Source organism: Escherichia sp. KTE159, assembly GCF_000408805.1.
Classification (GTDB): domain Bacteria; phylum Pseudomonadota; class Gammaproteobacteria; order Enterobacterales; family Enterobacteriaceae; genus Escherichia; species Escherichia marmotae.
Window position 1 is genome coordinate 287,442 of the sequence record NZ_KE137292.1, and the last position, 23,800, is coordinate 311,241.

Annotated in this window: 20 protein-coding genes and 1 other annotated feature; of the genes, 12 read left to right on the top strand and 8 right to left on the bottom strand. The window is 51.9% G+C overall.

Annotated elements, in window-relative coordinates:
* Positions 1–1,194: a multidrug efflux RND transporter periplasmic adaptor subunit AcrA gene (acrA, locus tag A31E_RS19855; RefSeq protein WP_001515899.1), complete on the bottom strand. Its 1,194-nt coding sequence runs from the start codon at positions 1,192–1,194 to the stop codon at positions 1–3.
* A gap of 141 nt (positions 1,195–1,335) precedes the next feature.
* Between acrA and acrR the strand changes: the two genes are divergently transcribed.
* Together acrR and mscK are read left to right on the top strand one after the other, a co-directional pair.
* Positions 1,336–1,989: a multidrug efflux transporter transcriptional repressor AcrR gene (gene acrR, locus A31E_RS19850; protein ID WP_000101742.1), complete on the top strand. Its 654-nt coding sequence runs from the start codon at positions 1,336–1,338 to the stop codon at positions 1,987–1,989.
* Between the two features lie 121 nt (positions 1,990–2,110).
* A complete protein-coding gene (gene mscK, locus A31E_RS19845; protein WP_000177768.1) occupies positions 2,111–5,473 on the top strand; it encodes a mechanosensitive channel MscK in 3,363 nt (1,120 codons plus the stop codon).
* A gap of 203 nt (positions 5,474–5,676) precedes the next feature.
* Here mscK and rsmS read toward each other — a convergent pair whose 3' ends face one another.
* Both rsmS and priC read right to left on the bottom strand, forming a co-directional pair.
* Positions 5,677–5,844 (bottom strand): pleiotropic regulatory protein RsmS, encoded by a 168-nt coding sequence (gene rsmS, locus A31E_RS19840; RefSeq protein WP_000051145.1) that lies wholly within the window; start codon positions 5,842–5,844, stop codon positions 5,677–5,679.
* A 13-nt stretch (positions 5,845–5,857) separates the two neighbouring features.
* The gene (gene priC, locus A31E_RS19835) at positions 5,858–6,385 is read right to left on the bottom strand and encodes a primosomal replication protein N'' (protein ID WP_000858960.1); all 528 of its coding nucleotides are present in this window, start codon (positions 6,383–6,385) and stop codon (positions 5,858–5,860) included.
* Between the two features lie 69 nt (positions 6,386–6,454).
* On the opposite strand from priC, the gene A31E_RS19830 reads away from it, so the two are divergent.
* The 8 genes from A31E_RS19830 (at position 6,455) to hemH (ending at position 14,575) form a co-directional block, all read left to right on the top strand.
* Positions 6,455–6,823 (top strand): DUF454 family protein, encoded by a 369-nt coding sequence (locus tag A31E_RS19830; protein ID WP_001188908.1) that lies wholly within the window; start codon positions 6,455–6,457, stop codon positions 6,821–6,823.
* Between the two features lie 161 nt (positions 6,824–6,984).
* Complete coding sequence (apt, locus tag A31E_RS19825; RefSeq protein ID WP_001515901.1) at positions 6,985–7,536, top strand: adenine phosphoribosyltransferase; 552 nt, start codon at positions 6,985–6,987, stop codon at positions 7,534–7,536.
* A gap of 118 nt (positions 7,537–7,654) precedes the next feature.
* Positions 7,655–9,586 (top strand): DNA polymerase III subunit gamma/tau, encoded by a 1,932-nt coding sequence (gene dnaX / locus A31E_RS19820; protein ID WP_016248422.1) that lies wholly within the window; start codon positions 7,655–7,657, stop codon positions 9,584–9,586.
* Positions 8,919–8,983: a sequence feature (DnaX frameshifting element), on the top strand. Its footprint overlaps the gene before it by 65 nt.
* A 52-nt stretch (positions 9,587–9,638) precedes the next feature.
* The gene (locus A31E_RS19815; RefSeq protein ID WP_001515903.1) at positions 9,639–9,968 is read left to right on the top strand and encodes a YbaB/EbfC family nucleoid-associated protein; all 330 of its coding nucleotides are present in this window, start codon (positions 9,639–9,641) and stop codon (positions 9,966–9,968) included.
* Positions 9,968–10,573, top strand: a complete 606-nt coding sequence (gene recR, locus A31E_RS19810; RefSeq protein ID WP_001195021.1) for a recombination mediator RecR — start codon at positions 9,968–9,970, stop codon at positions 10,571–10,573. The genes A31E_RS19815 and recR overlap by 1 nt, the downstream gene beginning before the upstream one ends.
* Positions 10,574–10,683: 110 nt before the next feature.
* The gene (htpG, locus tag A31E_RS19805) at positions 10,684–12,558 is read left to right on the top strand and encodes a molecular chaperone HtpG (protein WP_000678206.1); all 1,875 of its coding nucleotides are present in this window, start codon (positions 10,684–10,686) and stop codon (positions 12,556–12,558) included.
* Positions 12,559–12,777: 219 nt separating this feature from the next.
* A complete protein-coding gene (gene adk / locus A31E_RS19800) occupies positions 12,778–13,422 on the top strand; it encodes an adenylate kinase (RefSeq protein WP_001313630.1) in 645 nt (214 codons plus the stop codon).
* Between the two features lie 190 nt (positions 13,423–13,612).
* Positions 13,613–14,575: a ferrochelatase gene (gene hemH / locus A31E_RS19795; protein WP_016248423.1), complete on the top strand. Its 963-nt coding sequence runs from the start codon at positions 13,613–13,615 to the stop codon at positions 14,573–14,575.
* On the opposite strand, the gene aes is transcribed toward hemH, so the two are convergent.
* Positions 14,550–15,518: an acetyl esterase gene (gene aes, locus A31E_RS19790; RefSeq protein ID WP_016248424.1), complete on the bottom strand. Its 969-nt coding sequence runs from the start codon at positions 15,516–15,518 to the stop codon at positions 14,550–14,552. The two genes, hemH and aes, sit on opposite strands and share 26 nt — an antisense overlap.
* A gap of 151 nt (positions 15,519–15,669) precedes the next feature.
* Between aes and gsk the strand changes: the two genes are divergently transcribed.
* On the top strand, positions 15,670–16,974 hold the full coding sequence (gene gsk / locus A31E_RS19785; protein ID WP_000671588.1) for an inosine/guanosine kinase: 1,305 nt from the start codon (positions 15,670–15,672) through the stop codon (positions 16,972–16,974).
* 117 nt (positions 16,975–17,091) lie between these two features.
* Here gsk and ybaL read toward each other — a convergent pair whose 3' ends face one another.
* Together ybaL and fsr are read right to left on the bottom strand one after the other, a co-directional pair.
* Positions 17,092–18,768, bottom strand: a complete 1,677-nt coding sequence (ybaL, locus tag A31E_RS19780; RefSeq protein WP_000546244.1) for a YbaL family putative K(+) efflux transporter — start codon at positions 18,766–18,768, stop codon at positions 17,092–17,094.
* A gap of 238 nt (positions 18,769–19,006) precedes the next feature.
* Positions 19,007–20,227: a fosmidomycin MFS transporter gene (fsr, locus tag A31E_RS19775; protein WP_001251628.1), complete on the bottom strand. Its 1,221-nt coding sequence runs from the start codon at positions 20,225–20,227 to the stop codon at positions 19,007–19,009.
* A gap of 220 nt (positions 20,228–20,447) precedes the next feature.
* On the opposite strand from fsr, the gene ushA reads away from it, so the two are divergent.
* Entirely contained in the window at positions 20,448–22,100 is a 1,653-nt protein-coding gene (ushA, locus tag A31E_RS19770) for a bifunctional UDP-sugar hydrolase/5'-nucleotidase (RefSeq protein WP_016248425.1), read from the top strand.
* Positions 22,101–22,136: 36 nt separating this feature from the next.
* Here ushA and ybaK read toward each other — a convergent pair whose 3' ends face one another.
* Both ybaK and A31E_RS19760 read right to left on the bottom strand, forming a co-directional pair.
* Positions 22,137–22,616, bottom strand: coding sequence for a Cys-tRNA(Pro)/Cys-tRNA(Cys) deacylase YbaK (gene ybaK / locus A31E_RS19765; RefSeq protein WP_000186624.1), 480 nt, complete (start codon positions 22,614–22,616; stop codon positions 22,137–22,139).
* A gap of 202 nt (positions 22,617–22,818) precedes the next feature.
* Positions 22,819–23,613, bottom strand: coding sequence for a TraB/GumN family protein (locus A31E_RS19760; protein ID WP_000365166.1), 795 nt, complete (start codon positions 23,611–23,613; stop codon positions 22,819–22,821).
* Positions 23,614–23,800: the final 187 nt, after the last annotated feature.

Below are 23,800 nucleotides of genomic sequence, written 5' to 3' on the forward strand. Positions count from 1 at the left end.
TTAAGACTTGGACTGTTCAGGCTGAGCACCGCTTGCGTCTTGCTGGTTGTTATCAGCGGTTATCTCTTGTGCTTTCACCTGGACACCAGGACGCACTTTCTGCAGCCCACTTACTACTACGCGTTCGCCTGCTTTCAGACCCTCAGTCACCAGCCACTTATCGCCAATGGCCTGGCTGGCGACGATCGGACGAGTTTCCACTTTGTCATCCGCGCCAACCACCAGTACGGTAGCTTCGCCGCGTGGTGTACGAGTTACCCCCTGTTGTGGAACTAAAATGGCGTTTGGATTAAGCCCTTCTTCCAGACGTGCACGCACGAACATACCCGGCAGCAGGGTGTGATCCGGGTTCGGGAAAATGGCGCGTAACGTGATAGATCCGGTGGTCTGATCGACGGTAACGTCAGAGAACTCCAGCGTACCATCCTGCGGGAACTTAATACCGTCACTGGTGATCAGCGACACTTTAGCTTTGCCGTTCTCTTGCTTCAGTGTGCCGTTAGCGAGTTCCTGTTTCAGACGCAGGAAGTCGTTACTGGACTGAGTCACATCAACGTAGATCGGATCAAGTTGTTGCACGGTTGCCAGCGCAGTCGCCTGACCGTTTTGCACCAATGCGCCTTCCGTCACGTTCGATTTACCAATACGGCCGGTAATCGGAGAGGTGACTTTGGTATAAGCCAGATTGATTCGTGCGGTTTCAACCGCCGCTTTCGCCGCAGTGACAGCAGCATTTGCCTGTTGTGCATCTGCCAGTGCCTGATCGTACTCCTGCTTACTGATGTACTGAGTACCCAGCAGCTTCTGGTAACGATTAACAGTCAACTGCGCGATATTGGCTGCTGCTTGCGCTTTAGCCAGATCGCCTTTTGCACTATCGTAAGCTGCCTGGTAGGTAGCAGGATCAATCTGATAGAGAGATACCCCCGCTTCGATGTCGCTACCTTCTTTGAAATTACGCTTCAGGATGATCCCGCTAACTTGAGGACGAACTTCTGCGATCCGGAAAGCACTGGTGCGGCCCGGAAGCTCGGTTGTGATCTGCAGAGGTTCAGTTTTGACTGTTACTACCCCAACGGCGGGCATCTGCTGGCCACCTTGTTGGGCCTGTTTGTCGTCACATCCTGTAAGCGCTAAGCTGCCTGAGAGCATCAGAACGATCGCCAGAGGCGTAAACCCTCTGTTTTTGTTCATATGTAAACCTCGAGTGTCCGATTTCAAATTGGTCAATGGTCAAAAGTCGATAAACCCATTGCTGCGTTTATATTATCGTCGTGCTATGGTACATACATTCATAAATGTATGTAAATCTAACGCCTGTAAATTCACTAACATATGGCACGAAAAACCAAACAAGAAGCGCAAGAAACACGCCAACACATCCTCGATGTGGCTCTACGTCTTTTCTCACAGCAGGGGGTATCATCCACCTCACTGGGAGAGATTGCAAAAGCAGCAGGCGTTACGCGTGGTGCAATCTACTGGCATTTTAAAGATAAGTCGGATTTATTCAGTGAGATCTGGGAGCTGTCAGAATCCAATATTGGTGAACTAGAGCTTGAGTATCAGGCAAAATTCCCTGGCGATCCACTCTCTGTGTTAAGAGAAATACTAATTCATGTTCTTGAATCGACGGTGACAGAAGAGCGGCGGCGCTTATTGATGGAGATTATATTCCATAAATGCGAATTTGTCGGAGAAATGGCAGTCGTTCAGCAGGCACAACGTAATCTCTGTCTTGAAAGTTATGACCGTATAGAACAAACGTTAAGACATTGTATTGAAGCGAAAATGCTGCCCGCGGATTTAATGACGCGTCGCGCAGCAATTATTATGCGCGGCTATATTTCCGGTTTAATGGAAAATTGGCTGTTTGCCCCGCAATCTTTTGATCTCAAAAAAGAAGCCCGCGATTACGTTGCTATATTGCTGGAAATGTATCTCCTTTGTCCCACGCTTCGTGCACCTGCCGCCAACGAAAAATCCTGAATCAGACTCCAGGATTTATCCTGGACATTTTCGCTGTTGCTATTCTGGTTCTCCACGCCGTGCTATTCTAGCCGCTTGACTATTTCAGGTCGTTCTTCAGGTTCAGAAACCTTCACTCATCATGACTATGTTCCAGTATTACAAACGATCACGACATTTTGTTTTTTCAGCATTTATTGCTTTTGTTTTGGTCTTGTTATGCCAGAACACGGCCTTTGCGCGGGCGTCATCGAATGGTGATCTACCGACGAAAGCGGATCTACAGGCACAACTTGACTCGCTTAATAAACAAAAAGATCTTTCTGCCCAGGATAAGCTGGTACAGCAAGATGTTACTGACACATTAGCCACTCTTGAGAAAATCGAGCGTGTAAAAGAAGAAACGGTGCAATTACGGCAAAAAGTTGCCGAAGCACCAGAGAAAATGCGCCAGGCGACTGCTGCGTTAACTGCGCTTGGCGATGTGGATAACGACGAAGAAACCCGTAAGACGTTGAGTACGCTGTCGTTACGTCAGTTGGAGTCTCGCGTTTCGCAGGCGCTGGACGAGTTGCAAAACGCACAAAACGATCTGGCTTCTTATAACAGCCAGTTGGTTTCATTACAGACGCAGCCCGAACGCGTGCAAAATGCGATGTATACCGCCTCGCAGCAGTTGCAACAAATTCGCAGCCGTCTGGATGGCACTGAGGTTGGTGAGGCGGCTTTACGTCCCAGCCAGAAAGTGTTGATGCAGGCGCAGCAGGTTTTGCTGAATGCCGAGATTGACCAGCAACGTAAAAGCCTGGAAGGGAACACCGTCTTACAGGATACCCTACAAAAGCAACGCGATTACGTGACGGCGAACAGCACGCGTCTGGAACATCAACTGCAACTGTTGCAGGAGGCGGTGAACAGCAAGCGCCTGACATTAACTGAAAAAACAGCGCAGGAAGCGGCAACGCCGGACGAAGCTGCGCGTATTCAGGCTAACCCGCTGGTGAAGCAGGAACTGGAAATTAACCAGCAATTAAGTCAGCGTCTGATTAGCGCCACAGAAAACGGCAATCAGTTGATGCAGCAAAACATCAAAGTTAAAAACTGGCTGGAGCGGGCGCTGCAATCGGAACGCAATATTAAAGAGCAGATTTCTGTCCTGAAGGGCAGCCTGCTGTTGTCCCGTATTCTTTACCAACAACAACAAACGCTGCCGTCGGCGGATGAACTGGAAAACATGACCAACCGCATCGCGGATTTGCGTCTCGAACAGTTCGAAGTCAACCAGCAACGTGATGCACTGTTCCAGAGCGATGCTTATGTGGCCAAACTGGAAGAGGGCCATGCTAACGAAGTCAACGATGAAGTCCGTGACGCACTGTTGCAAGTGGTAGATATGCGTCGTGAACTGCTGGATCAGCTAAACAAACAGTTGGGTAACCAACTGATGATGGCCATTAACCTGCAAATCAACCAGCAGCAGTTAATGAGCGTGTCGAAAAACCTGAAATCTATCCTGACCCAGCAAATTTTCTGGGTGAACAGTAACCGTCCGATGGACTGGGACTGGATTAAGGCGTTCCCGCAAACGTTGCAGGATGAATTCAAGTCGATGAAAATTACGGTGAACTGGGAAAAAGCCTGGCCCGCCGTATTTATCGCTTTCCTTGCCGGTTTACCGCTGCTGTTAATTGCCGGGCTGATCCACTGGCGTCTGGGTTGGCTGAAAGCGTATCAGCAAAAACTGGCTTCCGCCGTAGGTTCCCTGCGTAACGATAGCCAGCTCAACACACCAAAAGCGATTCTTATCGACCTGATTCGCGCGCTGCCGGTGTGTCTGATTATTCTCGCCGTTGGTCTGATTCTGCTGACCATGCAGCTCAACATCAGTGAATTACTGTGGGCGTTCAGCAAAAAACTGGCGATTTTCTGGCTGGTGTTTGGCCTGTGCTGGAAAGTGCTGGAGAAAAACGGCGTTGCGGTTCGTCACTTTGGTATGCCAGAGCAACAGACCAGCCACTGGCGTCGGCAGATTGTTCGCATCAGCCTCGCGTTGTTGCCAATCCATTTCTGGTCTGTGGTAGCAGAACTCTCCCCGCTGCATTTGATGGATGATGTGCTGGGGCAGGCGATGATTTTCTTTAACCTGCTGCTGATCGCCTTCCTGGTATGGCCAATGTGCCGTGAAAGCTGGCGTGATAAAGAATCCCACACCATGCGTCTGGTCACCATTACCGTGCTGTCGATCATCCCGATTGCGCTGATGGTGCTGACTGCAACAGGCTATTTCTACACTACGCTGCGCCTCTCCGGGCGTTGGATTGAAACGGTGTATCTGGTAATCGTCTGGAACTTGCTGTACCAGACAGTGCTGCGTGGGTTAAGCGTGGCGGCACGGCGTATCGCCTGGCGTCGTGCGCTGGCGCGTCGGCAGAATCTGGTGAAAGAAGGGGCCGAAGGTGCCGAGCCGCCGGAAGAGCCAACCATCGCGCTGGAGCAAGTCAACCAGCAGACGTTGCGTATTACGATGTTGCTGATGTTTGCGCTGTTTGGTTTGATGTTCTGGGCGATTTGGTCCGATTTAATCACCGTATTCAGCTATCTCGACAGCATCACCCTGTGGCATTACAACGGCACTGAAGCCGGGGCTGCGGTGGTGAAAAATGTGACGATGGGCAGCCTGCTGTTTGCGATTATCGCCTCAATGGTGGCCTGGGCGCTGATCCGCAACCTGCCAGGTTTGCTGGAAGTGCTGGTGCTGTCGCGGCTGAATATGCGTCAGGGCGCGTCGTATGCCATTACTACCATCCTTAACTACATCATCATAGCCGTTGGCGCGATGACCGTGTTTGGGTCGCTTGGCGTATCGTGGGATAAACTCCAGTGGCTGGCGGCGGCATTATCGGTAGGTCTGGGTTTTGGTTTACAAGAGATCTTCGGTAACTTCGTCTCGGGTTTGATCATCCTGTTCGAACGTCCGGTGCGCATTGGCGACACAGTAACCATCGGCACTTTCTCCGGGACGGTCAGTAAGATCCGTATTCGTGCTACCACCATTACAGATTTCGATCGCAAAGAAGTGATTATCCCGAACAAAGCGTTTGTTACCGAGCGTCTGATCAACTGGTCGTTAACCGACACCACCACCCGTCTGGTGATCCGCCTCGGTGTGGCTTACGGTTCTGATCTGGAAAAAGTACGCAGAGTACTGCTTCAGGCGGCGGCGGAGCATCCAAGGGTGATGCACGAACCCATGCCGGAAGTCTTCTTCACTGCGTTTGGTGCCAGCACGCTGGATCATGAGCTGCGTTTGTATGTTCGTGAACTGCGTGACCGCAGCCGCACTGTCGATGAACTGAACCGCACCATTGATCAGTTGTGCCGCGAAAACGACATCAACATTGCCTTTAACCAGCTTGAAGTGCATCTGCACAACGAGAAGGGCGATGAAGTGACTGAAGTGAAGCGCGACTACAAAGGCGATGATCCGACGCCTGCGGTAGGGTAATAACAAAAGGGGCAGCATTGAGTTGCCCCGAGATTACTGACAAAGTGCGCGTTGCTCATGCCGGATGCGGAGTGACCGCCTTATCCGGCCTACAAAACCGCGAAAATTCATTATATTGCAGGAGCGGTGTAGGCCTGATAAGCGTAGCGCATCAGGCAGTTTTGCGTTTACCAGCAATCTGCGGGGACATTTAGCGGCCCCATTTATTTATCACTTTTCGCCTCATCATCGTGCGTTAATTTCTTTTCATAATCGCGTTTTACAATATCCAGTGCGCGCAGCACGGTGCGGGCTGGGATCTGATTTTCTTCCAACAGCACAATCAAATCGACGGCCAGTTTCACATCGTCAGGGGCATTTTCCAGTGACATATTTTCTCCATTGTTAGCGAGTTAAACGCGCTAACCTGTTTTCGATTTTTTCCAGCGCATGGCGGCACCGAACCAGGCGTGCTTCATAGGCTTCAACCTCACGATGCAGCGTCTGCTGCTCGACTAAATCGGTCGCCTGTGCCAGACGTGCTTTACGCTCGGCAACCATCTCACGTAGCCGCCGCTCAAACTCCTGATGCTGAATGCGTTTACGCTGCCAGCGGGCGATTTTCGGCGGCGCGCTGTCCCATTCGCGCAGCGACCAGGACGCCGCTTCACGGGCAATTGCTTCCAGTTGAGCTGCCAGATGTTCCGCCAGCCAGGCCACTTGTGGCAGTTGTTGCCGTTCGACCGCGTGATGAAGCGCGGTCAGGTTGTCCCCAGCCTCAGCCAGACACGCCTGTAACGTCGTCGCGCGAGTCTGAAAAAGATGCCGGTCGAAACGGGCGCTTAGCGTGCCAAACTGCGCCACCGGGGCACAACGCTGGCGCAGCATGGCGAGCTGACCTTCCAATTTTTCCAGCAGCAGGGTAGTTTTCACGATAAGACCTCAATGAAAATGATAATTGTTATGCTAAAGTAGCCACTCTGTAAGCTGACAACACTTAATATGCAACGAATCATTTTAATCATCATTGGCTGGCTGGCGGTAGTGCTGGGTACGCTGGGCGTGGTATTACCGGTATTACCGACGACGCCGTTTATCCTGCTGGCTGCCTGGTGTTTTGCTCGTTCTTCCCCGCGCTTTCACGCCTGGTTGCTGTACCGCTCATGGTTTGGTAGCTATTTACGCTTCTGGCAGAAATATCATGCAATGCCACGCGGTGCAAAGCCCAGAGCGATTTTACTGATCCTCGTAACCTTTGCGATTTCGTTGTGGTTTGTACATATGATGTGGGTACGCATCCTGCTATTGATCATCCTCGGTTGTTTGTTGATTTTTATGTGGCGAATCCCGGTGATTGATGAAAAGCAATAAAAACGGCGAAGCACAACAATCGCTGTTGCAATTATCGCCCACAGCCAGTACATTCTGGCGTTTTCGAGCACAGGCGCAGGCGGTCAAAGGTTAAACAAAAGTTACTTTTGATACGTTTAAAACGCGCCGTGAGTACCACCGTAACAAGCAGGCATACACTTATGACCGCGACTGCACAGCAGCTTGAGTATCTCAAAAATAGCATCAAAAGCATTCAGGACTACCCAAAACCCGGCATTCTGTTCCGTGATGTCACCAGCTTACTGGAAGACCCGAAAGCTTACGCTCTCAGCATCGACCTGCTGGTTGAGCGTTACAAAAATGCGGGTATTACCAAAGTTGTGGGCACCGAAGCACGTGGCTTCTTGTTTGGTGCTCCGGTAGCATTGGGCCTGGGCGTAGGTTTTGTACCGGTACGTAAACCGGGCAAATTGCCGCGCGAAACCATCAGTGAAACTTACGAACTGGAATATGGCACCGATAAACTGGAAATCCATGTTGATGCCATTAAACCAGGCGACAAAGTGTTGGTCGTAGACGATTTGCTGGCAACTGGCGGCACCATTGAGGCGACCGTGAAGCTGATCCGTCGTCTGGGTGGCGAAGTCACCGACGCTGCGTTCATCATTAATCTGTTCGATCTCGGCGGTGAACAGCGTCTCGAAAATCAAGGCATCACCTGTTATAGCCTTGTCCCGTTCCCGGGCCACTAATTTTTGCCAGCCCGCGTCGTGGGCAGTACAAGATGTACATTCAGCCTCGCCGTTCTGACGGGGCTGTGTTAGCATTACCCCTTCGTGAATCCACCTTCCAGCGTTTCAGAGCCTGCCAATGAGTTATCAGGTCTTAGCCCGAAAATGGCGCCCACAAACCTTTGCTGACGTCGTCGGCCAGGAACATGTGCTGACCGCACTGGCGAACGGCTTGTCGTTAGGGCGTATTCATCATGCTTATCTTTTTTCCGGCACCCGTGGCGTCGGAAAAACCTCTATCGCCCGACTGCTGGCGAAGGGGCTAAACTGCGAAACCGGCATTACCGCAACGCCGTGCGGCGTATGCGATAACTGCCGTGAAATCGAGCAGGGGCGCTTTGTCGATCTGATTGAGATCGATGCCGCCTCGCGCACCAAAGTCGAAGATACCCGCGACCTGCTGGATAACGTCCAGTACGCGCCAGCGCGTGGTCGTTTTAAAGTTTATCTGATCGACGAAGTGCATATGCTGTCGCGCCACAGCTTTAACGCACTGCTAAAAACCCTTGAAGAGCCACCGGAGCACGTCAAGTTCCTGCTGGCAACGACCGATCCGCAGAAATTGCCGGTGACGATTTTGTCACGCTGTCTGCAATTTCATCTCAAGGCGCTGGATGTCGAGCAAATTCGCCATCAGCTTGAGCACATCCTCAACGAAGAACATATCGCTCACGAGCCGCGGGCGTTGCAATTGCTGGCGCGCGCCGCTGAAGGCAGCTTGCGAGATGCCTTAAGTCTGACCGACCAGGCGATTGCCAGCGGTGACGGTCAGGTTTCAACCCACGCGGTCAGTGCGATGCTGGGTACGCTTGATGACGATCAGGCACTGTCGTTGGTTGAAGCGATGGTTGGGGCCAACGGCGAGCGTGTAATGACGCTGATTAACGATGCCGCAGCCCGTGGTATCGAGTGGGAAGCGTTGCTGGTGGAAATGCTCGGCCTGCTGCACCGCATTGCGATGGTCCAGCTTTCGCCTGCCGCGCTGGGTAACGACATGGCGGCCATCGAACTGCGGATGCGTGAACTGGCGCGCACCATACCGCCGACGGATATTCAGCTTTACTATCAGACGCTGTTGATTGGTCGCAAAGAATTACCGTATGCGCCGGACCGCCGCATGGGCGTTGAGATGACGTTGCTGCGCGCGCTGGCATTCCATCCGCGTATGCCGCTACCCGAACCGGAAGCGCCGCGCCAGTCCTTTGCGTCCGTCGCGCCAACGGCGGTAATGACGTCATCGCAAGTGCCGCCGCAGCCGCAATCAGCGCCGCAGCAGGCACCGACCGTACCGCTCTCAGAAACCACCAGCCAGGTGCTGGCGGCGCGTCAGCAACTGCAGCGCGCACAGGGAGCGACCAAAGCAAAAAAGAGTGAACCGGCAGCCGCTACCCGCGCGCGGCCGGTGAATAACGCTGCGCTGGAAAGACTGGCTTCGGTCACCGATCGCGTTCAGGCGCGTCCGGTGCCATCGGCGCTGGAAAAAGCGCCAGTCAAAAAAGAAGCGTATCGCTGGAAGGCTACCACCCCGGTGATGCAGCAAAAAGAAGTGGTCGCCACACCGAAGGCGCTGAAAAAGGCGCTGGAGCATGAAAAAACGCCGGAACTGGCGGCAAAGCTGGCGGCAGAAGCCATTGAACGCGATCCGTGGGCCGCTCAGGTGAGCCAACTTGCGCTACCAAAACTGGTCGAACAGGTGGCATTAAATGCCTGGAAAGAGGAGAACGGCAACGCGGTATGTCTGCATTTGCGTTCCTCCCAGCGGCATCTGAATAACAACGGTGCACAGCAAAAACTGGCTGAAGCGTTGAGCACATTAAAGGGTTCAACGGTTGAACTGACTATCGTTGAAGATGATAATCCCGCGGTGCGCACGCCGCTGGAGTGGCGTCAGGCGATATACGAAGAAAAACTTGCGCAGGCGCGCGAGTCCATTATTGCGGATAATAATATTCAGACCCTGCGTCGATTCTTCGATGCGGAGCTGGATGAAGAAAGTATCCGCCCCATTTGATCGTAAGCACAGCTTATGATCGTCATCCTTAACGTGATTGAGAGAGAAACCTATGTTTGGTAAAGGCGGTCTGGGCAACCTGATGAAGCAGGCCCAGCAGATGCAAGAAAAAATGCAGCAGATGCAGGAAGAAATCGCGAAGCTGGAAGTGACCGGTGAATCCGGCGCAGGTCTGGTGAAAGTGACCATCAACGGCGCGCACAACTGCCGTCGTGTTGAGATCGATCCAAGCTTGCTGGAAGATGACAAAGAGATGTTGGAAGATCTGGTAGCTGCGGCATTCAACGACGCAGCACGTCGCATCGAAGAAACTCAGAAAGAAAAAATGGCCTCTGTTTCCTCCGGAATGCAGTTGCCACCAGGCTTTAAGATGCCGTTCTGATGCAAACCAGCCCGCTGTTAACACAGCTTATGGAAGCACTGCGCTGTCTGCCGGGCGTTGGCCCGAAGTCGGCGCAGCGTATGGCGTTCACGCTGCTTCAGCGCGATCGTAGCGGCGGGATGCGTCTGGCGCAGGCGCTCACCCGGGCGATGTCGGAAATCGGTCACTGCGCCGATTGTCGCACCTTTACCGAACAGGACGTGTGTAACATCTGTTCAAATCCGCGTCGTCAGGAAAATGGCCAAATCTGCGTGGTGGAGAGTCCGGCGGACATCTACGCCATTGAGCAGACCGGGCAGTTTTCAGGCCGCTATTTTGTGTTGATGGGGCACTTGTCACCGCTGGATGGCATTGGCCCGGACGATATCGGTCTCGATCGCCTGGAACAGCGTCTGGCAGAGGAAAAAATCACTGAAGTGATCCTCGCAACTAACCCGACGGTCGAAGGTGAAGCTACTGCTAACTATATTGCCGAGCTTTGCGCGCAATATGACGTTGAAGCCAGTCGAATTGCGCATGGCGTACCGGTTGGCGGCGAACTGGAAATGGTTGATGGCACCACGCTGTCACACTCCCTTGCCGGACGCCATAAGATTCGTTTTTAAGCAAACGAGAGCAGGATCACCTGCTCTCGCTTGAAATTATTCCCCCTTGTCCCCATCTCTCCCTCATCCCGTTTTTAACCTTAAAAATGGCATTATTGAGGTAGACCTACATGAAAGGACAAGAAACTCGTGGTTTTCAGTCAGAAGTGAAGCAGCTTCTGCATCTGATGATCCATTCTCTCTATTCCAATAAAGAAATTTTCCTGCGTGAGCTTATCTCTAACGCCTCCGATGCGGCGGACAAGTTGCGTTTCCGTGCGCTCTCTAATCCGGATCTGTACGAAGGTGATGGCGAACTGCGCGTTCGTGTCTCTTTCGATAAAGACAAGCGCACGCTGACCATCTCTGATAACGGCGTGGGGATGACCCGTGATGAAGTGATCGATCATCTGGGTACTATCGCTAAATCCGGCACCAAATCATTCCTCGAATCGCTGGGTTCCGACCAGGCAAAAGATAGCCAGTTGATCGGCCAGTTTGGTGTTGGTTTCTACTCTGCGTTTATCGTTGCCGATAAAGTGACCGTGCGCACCCGTGCGGCAGGCGAAAAACCAGAAAACGGCGTGTTCTGGGAATCTGCGGGCGAAGGTGAATACACCGTTGCCGACATCACCAAAGAAGATCGCGGTACTGAAATCACCCTGCATCTGCGTGAAGGTGAAGATGAGTTCCTTGATGACTGGCGCGTACGCTCCATTATCAGCAAATACTCTGACCATATCGCGCTGCCGGTAGAGATCGAAAAACGCGAAGAGAAAGACGGCGAAACCGTTATTTCCTGGGAGAAAATCAACAAAGCGCAGGCGCTGTGGACGCGTAACAAGTCGGAAATCACTGACGAAGAGTACAAAGAGTTCTACAAACATATCGCCCACGACTTTAACGATCCGCTGACCTGGAGCCACAACCGCGTCGAAGGTAAGCAGGAGTACACCAGCCTGCTGTACATCCCGTCGCAGGCACCGTGGGATATGTGGAACCGCGATCACAAACATGGCCTGAAACTGTACGTACAACGCGTGTTCATCATGGACGACGCAGAACAGTTTATGCCGAACTATCTGCGCTTCGTGCGTGGTCTGATTGACTCCAGCGATCTGCCGCTGAACGTTTCCCGTGAAATCCTTCAGGACAGCACGGTAACGCGTAACCTGCGCAATGCGCTGACCAAACGCGTTCTGCAAATGCTGGAAAAACTGGCGAAAGACGATGCGGAAAAATACCAGACCTTCTGGCAGCAGTTTGGCCTGGTGCTGAAAGAAGGTCCGGCAGAAGATTTCGCCAACCAGGAAGCGATTGCCAAACTGCTGCGTTTTGCTTCTACCCATACCGACTCTTCTGCGCAGACCGTGTCTCTGGAAGACTATGTTTCCCGCATGAAAGAAGGGCAGGAGAAAATCTACTACATCACCGCAGACAGCTATGCGGCAGCGAAAAGCAGCCCGCATCTGGAATTGCTGCGTAAGAAAGGCATCGAAGTCCTGCTGCTTTCCGACCGCATCGATGAGTGGATGATGAACTATCTGACTGAGTTCGACGGTAAACCGTTCCAGTCTGTGTCTAAAGTTGATGAGTCGCTGGAAAAATTGGCTGACGAAGTCGATGAAAGCACGAAAGAAGCAGAAAAAGCGCTGACGCCGTTTATCGATCGTGTGAAAGCACTACTGGGCGATCGTGTGAAAGATGTGCGTCTGACTCACCGTCTGACCGATACGCCAGCGATCGTTTCGACCGACGCCGACGAAATGAGCACCCAGATGGCGAAACTGTTCGCCGCGGCGGGTCAGAAAGTGCCGGAGGTGAAATATATCTTCGAACTGAACCCGGATCACGTGCTGGTGAAACGTGCGGCAGATACTGAAGATGACGCGAAGTTCAGCGAATGGGTAGAACTGCTGCTGGATCAGGCGCTGCTGGCAGAACGCGGTACGCTGGAAGATCCGAACCTGTTTATTCGTCGTATGAACCAGCTTCTGGTTTCCTGATGTAATACCGGATGTAACGCGATTGCGTTTCTCCGGCCTGAACGTTGAATACGATGCCGGATGACCTTAACGTCATCCGGCATTTTTTATCACCTTTCCTTAAATTATCCCCCCCTTAACCGTTTCAGCCCAAGGTGCCTTTCTTGAGGCAATCGCCTGTTGGTGGTATCGTTTATCGCTTTTTCAAAAAATTCGACACATTTTAAGGGGATTTTCGCAATGCGTATCATTCTGCTTGGCGCTCCGGGCGCGGGGAAAGGGACTCAGGCTCAGTTCATCATGGAGAAATATGGTATTCCGCAAATCTCCACTGGCGATATGCTGCGTGCCGCGGTCAAATCTGGCTCCGAGCTGGGTAAACAAGCAAAAGACATTATGGACGCTGGCAAACTGGTCACCGACGAACTGGTGATCGCGCTGGTTAAAGAGCGCATTGCTCAGGAAGACTGCCGTAACGGTTTCCTGTTGGACGGCTTCCCGCGTACCATTCCGCAGGCAGATGCGATGAAAGAAGCGGGTATCAATGTTGATTACGTTCTGGAATTTGACGTACCGGACGAACTGATCGTTGATCGTATCGTAGGTCGCCGCGTTCACGCGCCGTCTGGCCGTGTTTATCACGTTAAATTCAATCCGCCGAAAGTAGAAGGCAAAGACGACGTTACCGGTGAAGAGCTGACCACCCGTAAAGACGATCAGGAAGAAACCGTGCGTAAACGTCTGGTTGAATACCATCAGATGACTGCACCGCTGATCGGCTACTACTCCAAAGAAGCAGAAGCGGGCAACACCAAATACGCGAAAGTTGACGGCACCAAACCGGTTGCTGAAGTTCGCGCGGCTCTGGAAAAAATCCTCGGCTAATCTAAGTCACCATTGATTTGCACTCTGCCTGATAAGGCGTTCACGCCGCATCAGGCATGGTACATGTCAGCAGATCTACTTTCGGGCAGGTCTGCTTATCCTCCTCAGGCAATACCTCTCACAGCAATTAGTTCTTATTCCTCACTTTTCCGCTACAATTATCAACAAGTTGAATCGATAAGAGGCGGTAATGCGTCAGACAAAAACCGGTATCCTGCTGGCAAACCTGGGGACACCCGATGCCCCCACTCCTGAAGCGGTAAAACGTTACCTGAAACAATTTTTAAGCGACAAACGCGTAGTTGATACCTCACGGCTGTTGTGGTGGCCATTGCTGCGCGGCGTGATATTACCGCTGCGTTCGCCGCGCGTGGCGAAACTGTACGCTTCTGTCTGGATGGAAGGTGGCTCGCCGCTAATGGTTTACAGCCGTCAGCAACAGCAGGCGCTGGCACAACGCTTACCGGAAATACCGGTGGCACTGGGAATGAGCTATGGTTCGCCATCACTGGAAAGCGCGGTGGATGAACTGCTGGCGGAGCATGTCGATCATATCGTGGTGCTGCCGCTCTACCCGCAATACTCCTGTTCTACGGTCGGCGCGGTATGGGATGAACTGGCGCGCATTCTGGCGCGTAAACGCAGTATTCCGGGCATTTCGTTTATTCGCGATTATGCCGACGACCCCTCTTATATTAATGCTTTAGCGAATAGCGTTCGTGCATCATTCGCGCAACATGGCGAGCCGGATCTGCTATTGCTCTCCTATCACGGCATTCCGCAGCGTTATGCGGATGAAGGCGATGACTACCCGCAACGTTGCCGGACAACGACCCGTGAACTGGCTTCAGCACTGGGAATGGCACCGGAAAAAGTGATGATGACCTTTCAGTCACGCTTTGGTCGCGAACCCTGGCTAATGCCTTATACCGATGAAACGCTGAAAATGCTCGGAGAAAAAGGTGTAGGTCATATTCAGGTGATGTGTCCGGGCTTTGCTGCGGATTGTCTGGAGACGCTGGAAGAGATTGCTGAGCAAAACCGTGAAGTCTTCCTCGGTGCGGGCGGTAAAAAATATGAATATATTCCGGCGCTTAATGCTACACCGGAACATATCGAAATGATGGCTAATCTGGTTGCAACCTATTGCTAAAGAATCGAGCGCCGTCGCGTAGAGCATCGTCGGCGGTTTTCATCATCCGTGAATAATGCAAAAAGGCGTGTAGCGTACCGGAGTAGAGTTTGAACTCACAAGGTTGCTGGTGTGCCGCTAACGTCTGGTAAAGCAGGCGACTGTCATCCAGCAGCGGATCAAACTCTGCACCCGCGATAAAGCAGGGCGGCATATCGCGAGTGAGATCATTATTAAACAGGCAGTAATATGGCGACTCGCGGTCTGCTTTGTTACCTAAATAGGCCTCTTCATACATCAGCAAATCCTGTTGCGTTAAACCATCCCAGTCACCGCCCAACAGGCGGCGAGTTACGGAATCTCGTAATCCGTAAAGCCCATACCACAGCAAAACCCCAACAACTTTACCGCAATCAATCTGCTTATCTCGTAGCCATAAAGCACTGGCGAGCGCCAGCATCGCGCCCGCGGAATCACCGGCAAAACCTATGCGTGACATATTGATTTGATAATCGCTTGCCTGTCGGTGGAAGTGACAACAGGACGCCACGATTTCCTCTATTGCTTGCGGAAAACGCGCTTCTGGTGAAAGGGTGTAATTGATACCAACCACCGTACACTGAGTGTAGTTCGCCAGCAGCCGCATAATGCGATCGTGGGTATCGAGATTGCCGAGAATAAAACCGCCGCCATGCAGATAAAACAGCGTCGCGGTGCTGTCTGTGTCCGGCGAGTAGAGCCGTGTTTCCACCTGGCCATAAGGCGTAGGGACTGCGTAAGCTCTGGTTGCCATTTCTGGAGCGTCAGCATTCCAGAATCGACGCTCAAGTGTGTAATGCTGCCGTTGCTCAGTAATCGTTCCCGCTGCGGGCCAGGGCGGTAAATCGGGCTGAAGAGTATTAACAACGGCCTTCATTTCAGGAGAAATAAGTTCCAGCACGGATAATTTGTTTTCCGTCTTCATTAAAAAACTCCTTTCAAATAACGCCATTGTAAGGAACCACTGCCATGAAAATGCGATCTCACCTGCTGATATTGAAACTGCCTGCGTCTCGCGCGTTCAGGCATGATTGTGTTAACATTCGCCGCTCAGTTAACCACCCGTAAAAACAACCATGAAATTTCCCGGTAAACGTAAATCCAAACATTACTTCCCTGTAAACGCACGCGATCCGCTGTTGCAGCAAATCCAACCAGAAAACGAAACCAGCGCCGCCTGGGTGGTGGGTATCGACCAGACGCTGGTGGATATTGAAGCGAAAGTGGATGATGAGTTCATTGAGCGTTATGGATTAAGTGCCGGGCATTCACTGGTGATTGAAGATGATGTTGCCGAAGTACTTTATCAGGAACTGAAACAGAACAACCTGATAACCCATCAGTTCGCGGGTGGCACCATTGGTAACACCATGCACAATTACTCCGTGCTGGCGGATGACCGTTCGGTGCTGCTGGGCGTAATGTGCAGCAATATTGAAATTGGCAGCTACGCCTACCGTTACTTGTGTAACACCTCCAGTCGAACCGATCTTAACTATCTGCAAGGGGTGGACGGCCCGATTGGTCGTTGCTTTACGCTGATTGGTGAGTCTGGCGAACGTACCTTTGCTATCAGCCCGGGTCATATGAACCAGCTACGTGCGGAAAGTATTCCGGAAGATGTCATTGCCGGAGCGTCGGCGCTGGTATTAACGTCCTATCTGGTGCGCTGCAAGCCGGGTGAACCGATGCCGGAAGCGACCATGAAAGCCATTGAATATGCCAAAAAATACAACGTGCCGGTGGTGCTGACGCTGGGAACCAAATTTGTTATTGCGGAGAACCCACAGTGGTGGCAGGCGTTCCTCAAAGAACACGTTTCTATTCTGGCGATGAACGAAGAGGAAGCGGAAGCGTTGACCGGAGAGAGCGATCCGCTGCTGGCATCTGATAAGGCACTGGACTGGGTAGATCTGGTGCTGTGCACCGCGGGGCCAATTGGTTTATATATGGCGGGCTTTACTGAAGACGAAGCGAAACGCAAAACCCAGCATCCGCTATTGCCGGGGGCCATACCCGAATTTAACCAGTATGAGTTTAGCCGCGCCATGCGGCACAAAGATTGCCAGAATCCGTTGCGTGTCTATTCGCACATTGCACCATATATGGGCGGGCCGGAAAAAATCATGAACACCAACGGAGCCGGAGATGGGGCGCTGGCAGCGTTGTTGCATGACATTACCGCCAATAGTTATCACCGCACCAACGTGCCAAATTCCAGTAAGCATAAATTCACCTGGTTAACCTATTCGTCGTTAGCGCAGGTGTGTAAATACGCTAACCGCGTCAGTTATCAGGTTTTGAACCAGCATTCACCACGCTTAACACGCGGGCTGCCGGAGCGTGAAGACAGTCTGGAAGAGTCTTACTGGGATCGTTAAACCAGCGAACTGATGACTGTCGGATGCGGCGTAAACGCCTTATCCAACCTACGGAAGATGGCACGCGTAGGCCGGATAAGATGCGTTAGCATCGCATCCGGCAATGATGTCAATATATTACCCCGTCACCACCTCACCAGCCGGTGGCGCTTCCAGCAGTTCCAGCATAGTACGGGCAATTTCGCGTTCACCCATCACCACCTGATTTGCTCCACGTTCGGAGATATACGCCACCTCATCGTCATAATGGGCACGGGCGATAATCTCAATATCTGGGTTTTGGGTGCGAGCAGAGGCCACAATCTCACCGGCTTCGTAACCGTTGGGAATGGTCAGAATCAGCCATTTCGCGCATTTCAGATGCGCCAGGTGCATTATCTCTTCGTTAGCAGCGTTGCCTAATACTGCGCGAACCCCGCGTTCACGCAACTCATCAACACGGGTTCGTGATGTTTCAATCACCACTAACGGAATATCAGACGCGAGCAATTTTTCCCCCAGCAGGCTGCCCACGCGACCATAGCCCACCAGTATCGCGTGGTTGCAAATATCCACCGGGATCTGTTTCTCTTCTTCGATAGCCTCTTCCAGCGTCTGCTCTTCCAGTGTTTCGGTCTTCGCCAGATATTTCTCCAGCAGCGCGAACAGCACCGGGTTGAGCATAATCGACAGGATCGCGCCTGCCAGCACCAGGTTTTGCCCTGCCTGCGGCAGCAGATTCAGCGCCATCCCCAGACCTGCCAGGATAAAGGCGAACTCACCAATCTGCGCCAGGCTGGCGGCAATGGTTAACGCTGTACGCTGGGAGTGACCAAACAGACGAACCAGGAAAAGCGCTGCCACTGATTTACCAAACAGAATAATCGCCAGCGTAGCCAGCACCGCCAGCGGTTGCTGAATCAGGATCAGTGGATCAAACAACATGCCTACAGAGACAAAGAACAGCACCGCAAACGCATCGCGCAACGGCAGCGTATCATGCGCTGCGCGGTGACTAAGTTCGGATTCGTTAAGCACCATTCCGGCAAAGAATGCGCCCAGCGCGAAGGAGACGTCAAACAGTTCTACTGCACCAAAAGCAATGCCTAATGCCAGCGCCAGCACCGATAAGGTAAACAATTCACGCGAACCGGTTGCTGCGCTCCGCGCCATAATCCACGGCACCAGACGGCGACCCACCAGCATCATAATGGCGATAAATGCGACCACCTTGCCGATGGTGATCCCCATATCAACCGCCAGCGTGGCAAAGCCAACATCGCCTTGTTCCATCATCCCCGCTACCGCCGGCAACAATACCAGCGTAAGAACCATCACCAAATCTTCCACAATCAGCCAGCCAATGGCGATTTGCCCGCGCTGACTGTCTATCAATTGCCGTTCTTCAAGCGCGCGTAGCAGTACCACGGTACTGGCGGTGGAAAGGCACAGGCCGAACACGATGCCGGTCATCAACGACCAGCCGATCACGGCAGAGAGAGCCATGCCCAGCAACGTCGCCACGGCTATCTGGGCAATCGCGCCGGGAATGGCGATCGACTTTACCGCCATTAAATCCTTTAGCGAAAAATGCAGGCCGACGCCGAACATCAGCAGAATAACGCCCAGCTCCGCCAGTTCCGGTGCCAGTTTAGTATCAGCAACAAAACCTGGGGTAAAGGGGCCAGCCAGCACACCCGCTAACAGATATCCCACCAGAGGAGAAATACGCAGTTTATTGGCCAGCATGCCGAGGATAAAGGCAAGCACAAGGCCGCCAACAATTGTGGTGATAAGCGGGGTGGCGTGATGCATTCCGTCTCCTTTTCCTGGTGGTAGTTGTCCATATTTTGGCCGGGAAAACCAAAATTACAGGTAATAGTTTATGACAATTTCATTGATGATGTTTATGAATAATTGTTGAATTTTGCAGAAAAATGGAATTAGCCGCAAAAAAAGCACGGATCGGAAAAGTGATGAGGTGTATGAAGAGGAAAGGCTTATGGCTACTGCAAAATGAAGCAGCCAAAGTTTACCTTTGGCTGCCGGGAATTCAGGATTTATGCCGATTATCAGGTAAGAATATGGTCAACATTCCCAGAAGCGGCAGGAAAGCACAGATTTTATAAACTAACTCGATGCTGGTATGGTCAGCGAGAAGCCCCAGAACCGCTGCGCCAAGGCCTCCCATCCCGAAAGCAAAACCGAAAAAGAGTCCAGAAACCATGCCGATACGCCCCGGAAGTAGCTCCTGGGCGTAGACCAGAATGGCGGAAAACGCCGAGGCGAGGATAAATCCAATAATCACCGTTAAAATACCCGTCCAGTACAGGCTGGCGTAAGGTAAAATCAAGGTAAACGGCGCAACGCCGAGGATAGAACCCCAAATTACATATTTTCTACCAATTCTGTCCCCCACAGGCCCGCCAATGACGGTTCCCGCCGCGACGGCAAACAGGAAGGCAAACAGATGAAGTTGGGCATTCTGGATAGATAAACCGAACTTTTGCATCAAATAAAAGGTGTAATAGCTGCTGATGCTCGCCATATAGAAATATTTCGAGAAAATCAGGATTAACAAGATGCTGACTGCCAGTACCACTTTGTCGCGTGGCAGCGGGTTAACAATCACTTCTTTCGGTTTGCTTTTACTCATTTGGTGTTGCGCGGCGTACCAGCGGCTGATTTGCGCCAGTACTACGATAGCCAGCAGTGCTGCCAGTACAAACCATGCGACGTTGCCTTTGCCGTAAGGTGCGATGATCACCGCCGCCAGCAATGGCCCCAACGAACTACCAAAGTTACCGCCTACCTGGAAGATAGATTGTGCCAGGCCATGACGCCCCCCAGACGCCATACGCGCCACGCGGGAAGATTCCGGGTGAAAGACCGATGAACCTGTACCGACCAGCGCCGCCGCCAGCAGAACCGCACCAAAACTGTCCGCCAGCGCCAGAAGCACCAGGCCGCTCAGGGTAAAGCACATGCCAATCGGCAGCGACCACGGCATCGGGTATTTATCGGTCCAGTAGCCGACCACCGGTTGCAGCAGAGAGGAAGCGAGCTGGAACGTCAGGGTAATCATGCCAATCTGCATAAATGTCAGAGAAAATTCAGACTGGAGCAGAGGATAAATCGCCAGAATTAGCGATTGGATCATGTCGTTCAGCAGATGCGAGAGGCTGATTGCGCCTAAAATACCAAACGATGTGCGTGCCTTAGTGGTTGACGCAGCCGCGCCCGCCACAGGCTGGGTTTGTTCACTCATTGCCATAGGAAAGTCACTTTTTCAGGGTTGCGATGTAAAGAATTATCTTATTTGTGATTATTACCTGACTAACATACCTGCATGCGCTGTCTTAAGGAAGTCTCAATGCTTAATACAGAATTTCCATTTTTGTATGTAGATTTACCATCACCACACACAGATTTGTCTATTATGTCGCGTCATACTAATTTTTAACACGTTGATATCTGGTCAGGGAGAGAGAAATATGAAGTTTTTGCAGCGGGGTGTGGCATTAGCATTATTAGCCGCATTTACACTGGCGAGTGAAACCGCCCAGGCTTATGAGCAGGATAAAACCTACAAAATTACGGTGCTTCATACCAACGATCACCACGGTCATTTCTGGCGTAATGAATATGGCGAATATGGTCTGGCGGCGCAAAAAACGCTGGTGGATGGTATCCGCAAAGAAGTCGCTGCTGAAGGTGGTAGCGTGCTGTTACTTTCTGGTGGCGACATTAACACCGGTGTACCGGAATCCGACTTACAGGATGCTGAACCTGATTTTCGCGGCATGAATCTGGTGGGTTATGACGCGATGGCGATCGGTAATCATGAATTTGATAACCCGCTCGCCGTATTACGTCAGCAGGAAAAGTGGGCTAAGTTCCCGTTGCTGTCCGCCAATATCTATCAAAAAAGTACCGGCGAGCGCCTGTTTAAACCCTGGGCGTTGTTTAAGCGTCAGGATCTGAAAATCGCGGTTATTGGTCTGACGACCGATGACACGGCGAAAATTGGTAACCCGGAATATTTCACTGACATTGAGTTTCGTAAACCTGCCGACGAAGCGAAGCTGGTGATTCAGGAACTGCAACAGACAGAGAAGCCGGACATTATTATCGCCGCCACGCATATGGGGCATTACGACAATGGTGAGCACGGTTCAAATGCTCCGGGCGATGTAGAGATGGCGCGCAGCCTGCCTGCCGGATCGCTGGCGATGATCGTCGGTGGTCACTCGCAAGATCCGGTCTGTATGGCGGCGGAAAATAAAAAACAGGTCGATTATGTTCCTGGTACGCCTTGTAAACCGGATCAACAAAACGGCATCTGGATTGTGCAGGCGCATGAGTGGGGGAAATACGTGGGGCGGGCTGATTTTGAGTTCCGCAATGGCGAAATGAAAATGGTCAACTACCAGTTGATTCCGGTGAATCTGAAGAAGAAAGTGACCTGGGAAGACGGGAAAAGTGAACGTGTGCTTTACACCCCGGAAATCGCTGAGAACCAGCAAATGATCTCACTGTTATCGCCGTTCCAGAACAAAGGCAAAGCGCAACTGGAAGTGAAAATTGGCGAAACCAATGGTCGCCTGGAAGGTGACCGCAGCAAAGTCCGTTTTGTGCAGACCAATATGGGACGATTAATTCTGGCGGCACAAATGGATCGCACAGGCGCTGACTTCGCGGTGATGAGCGGCGGCGGGGTTCGCGACTCCATTGAGGCTGGTAATATCAGCTACAAAAACGTGCTGAAAGTGCAGCCGTTCGGCAATGTGGTGGTGTATGTGGATATGACGGGTAAAGAGGTGATTGATTACCTGACCGCCGTCGCGCAAATGAAGCCGGATTCCGGTGCCTATCCGCAATTTGCCAACGTCAGCTTTGTGGCGAAAGACGGCAAACTGAACGACCTGAAAATCAAAGGCGAAGCAATCGATCCGGCGAAAACTTACCGCATGGCGACATTAAACTTCAATGCCACCGGTGGTGATGGTTATCCGCGCCTTGATAACAAACCGGGTTATGGGAATACCGGCTTTATTGATGCTGAAGTGCTGAAAGGCTATATCCAGAAAAACTCGCCGCTGGATGCGAGCGCATATGAGCCGAAAGGTGAGGTAAGCTGGCAGTAATCTGAAAGTGCCGGATGTGCGCATCCGGCACAATGCTTAATCGCGGCGAGCAATATCGGCAAATTTCGCATCGAGGATCTTCGCCAGATCGCCTGCTGCCAGTTCGATATCTAACCCGCGTTTACCACCAGAAACATAAATGGTGGCAAATTCTTGCGCGGGGGCGTCGATGATCGTCGGCAGACGTTTTTTCTGCCCCAGTGGGCTAATTCCCCCAACCAGATACCCCGTGGTGCGTTGTGCCACCATCGGATCGGCCATCTCCACTTTCTTGGCACCCAGCGCCTTTGCCACCTTTTTAAGATCCAGTTGACCTGCGACTGGCGTAACGGCTACCGCCAGATGTTTCATATCGCCGTTCACCGCGACAAGCAGCGTTTTGTAGACCTGATCCGCATTTAAACCTAATTTTTTGACCACTTCATCGCCAAAATTAGTTTCAGCCGGATCGTGATCGTAGGTATGAATCTGGAAAGAAATCTTGTTTTTTTCGAGTAATTTAACTGCGGGTGTCATCGTAATTTTCCTGCCTCAAACAAAAAACGGAGAAAGCATACGCCTGATGGCGGCCCAAAAAAAAGAGTCATCTTACCTAAGAGTATTGGCAGGATGGTGAGATTGAGCGACAATCGACTTACACCGTCGCTTAAAGTGACGGCATAATAATAAAAATATGAAATTCCTCTTTGACGGGCCAATAGCGATATTGGCCATTTTTTTAGCGCAGCATCTGCGGCAAATTCCCTTCTCCATATAAGTGCAGTGCGCCAACCGCGACCACATAGCGCCCCGGCGGCATAGCGCGTAATTTATCCCGCCAGGCAAGATTGCGCTGGTGCATCAGCACATCGTACAGCGACTGACTGAATGTATTGGGCAGCGTTATTTCATTATCTTGCGGTGGCGCATTCAGCCACCAGCTCATCATTTGTTGCAACAACCGGGCGTTGGTATGCCAGTGGGTCAGAGTATCGTCCAGCAGTGCCAGTCCGTTGTCGGGAAGCTGGAGCAACATGGCAATCTGATTTTCTGCCCCTTCCAGTTCAATCACGGGCTTATGTTGTTGCTTCGCTACCTGCAATAACTGGTAATCGATACCATATTCTGCCCGCAGCCCCAGTTTTTGCGCCTGTGTCGCCTGAAGAACCATCGCAATTTGCCACAGCGGTTGAGTAGAAAACAGCGAGGGAGAAATGCCCATCTCCTGGCTAATGTGTTGCAGGTTTTGCATCTGTTCTTCGCTGATACGCTCTTCCAGCGCCTCGCAGGAAGGGAGATTGGCAAATGGGGTATCGCTGGTGGAAACATCCGCCTCGACGATAAGCGCATCGGCTTGTTTGAGTTTTTTGAGCAGCCGGGCGGGCAGGGGAGCCATATCGTGGCTACCCATATGAATACTGCCAATGAGATGAAAATGACGATTACCGGAAAGAGAGATATCGATGGCAGGCCAGGTGTAATGATTACCGCGCAGCGCAGCCCAAAGTGTTTTTACCCGGTACAACAGATCCATACGACCTCCCTTTGTGAAATATCATGCTAGCGCGCGGGGAGGAATGGCGCAAATGGAGTTGATTGTTGCACTTGTGCACAGTGCTTTGTCCAGTAAACCGGACAAGGCGTTCACGCCGCATCCGGCACCTGAGCACTATTGCCTGATGCGACGCTGACGCGTCTTATCAGGCCTACAAACTTGTGCC

Coding starts and splice junctions, on each gene's coding strand:
- apt (WP_001515901.1), top strand. CDS start 6,985: ATGACCGCGACTGCACAGCAGCTTGAGTATCTCAAAAATAGCATCAAA.
- ushA (WP_016248425.1), top strand. CDS start 20,448: ATGAAGTTTTTGCAGCGGGGTGTGGCATTAGCATTATTAGCCGCATTT.
- adk (WP_001313630.1), top strand. CDS start 12,778: ATGCGTATCATTCTGCTTGGCGCTCCGGGCGCGGGGAAAGGGACTCAG.
- recR (WP_001195021.1), top strand. CDS start 9,968: ATGCAAACCAGCCCGCTGTTAACACAGCTTATGGAAGCACTGCGCTGT.
- htpG (WP_000678206.1), top strand. CDS start 10,684: ATGAAAGGACAAGAAACTCGTGGTTTTCAGTCAGAAGTGAAGCAGCTT.
- A31E_RS19830 (WP_001188908.1), top strand. CDS start 6,455: ATGCAACGAATCATTTTAATCATCATTGGCTGGCTGGCGGTAGTGCTG.
- dnaX (WP_016248422.1), top strand. CDS start 7,655: ATGAGTTATCAGGTCTTAGCCCGAAAATGGCGCCCACAAACCTTTGCT.
- rsmS (WP_000051145.1), bottom strand. CDS start 5,844: ATGTCACTGGAAAATGCCCCTGACGATGTGAAACTGGCCGTCGATTTG.
- aes (WP_016248424.1), bottom strand. CDS start 15,518: ATGAAGACGGAAAACAAATTATCCGTGCTGGAACTTATTTCTCCTGAA.
- acrR (WP_000101742.1), top strand. CDS start 1,336: ATGGCACGAAAAACCAAACAAGAAGCGCAAGAAACACGCCAACACATC.
- hemH (WP_016248423.1), top strand. CDS start 13,613: ATGCGTCAGACAAAAACCGGTATCCTGCTGGCAAACCTGGGGACACCC.
- A31E_RS19815 (WP_001515903.1), top strand. CDS start 9,639: ATGTTTGGTAAAGGCGGTCTGGGCAACCTGATGAAGCAGGCCCAGCAG.
- gsk (WP_000671588.1), top strand. CDS start 15,670: ATGAAATTTCCCGGTAAACGTAAATCCAAACATTACTTCCCTGTAAAC.
- mscK (WP_000177768.1), top strand. CDS start 2,111: ATGACTATGTTCCAGTATTACAAACGATCACGACATTTTGTTTTTTCA.
- acrA (WP_001515899.1), bottom strand. CDS start 1,194: ATGAACAAAAACAGAGGGTTTACGCCTCTGGCGATCGTTCTGATGCTC.
- A31E_RS19760 (WP_000365166.1), bottom strand. CDS start 23,613: ATGGATCTGTTGTACCGGGTAAAAACACTTTGGGCTGCGCTGCGCGGT.
- ybaK (WP_000186624.1), bottom strand. CDS start 22,616: ATGACACCCGCAGTTAAATTACTCGAAAAAAACAAGATTTCTTTCCAG.
- fsr (WP_001251628.1), bottom strand. CDS start 20,227: ATGGCAATGAGTGAACAAACCCAGCCTGTGGCGGGCGCGGCTGCGTCA.
- ybaL (WP_000546244.1), bottom strand. CDS start 18,768: ATGCATCACGCCACCCCGCTTATCACCACAATTGTTGGCGGCCTTGTG.